Consider the following 256-nt stretch of genomic DNA (forward strand, 5'->3'; position numbering starts at 1 on the left):
CCTGCTGCAACCGCACCGGCCCCGCGCGCACCACCAGCGGCGGAATGTCGATGCGCAGATCGATGTTCTGGCCGCGCAGCCGCCAGCCGAGAATCTCGCGCCCCGCGTCGACCGCCTCGGCCAGCGGGACATCGGAAAGCTGGGCATTGGGCTTGCGGGCGAAATTGCGCAGGGGTTTGGACAATTCGCTCATCCGGGCCACCAATCCCAGAATGCGGTCGATATTCGATGCAGCCTCGTCGACGCGACCGCGCGC

1 protein-coding gene is annotated in these 256 nt (G+C 67.6%); it reads right to left on the reverse strand.

The features are described 5' to 3' along the window. The coding region (locus tag JI666_RS22265; protein ID WP_206895105.1) for a sensor histidine kinase at positions 1-256 on the reverse strand (256 nt) is incomplete at both ends.

The organism is Bacillus sp. NTK071 (assembly GCF_017303315.1).
GTDB lineage: Bacteria > Bacillota > Bacilli > Bacillales > Guptibacillaceae > Guptibacillus.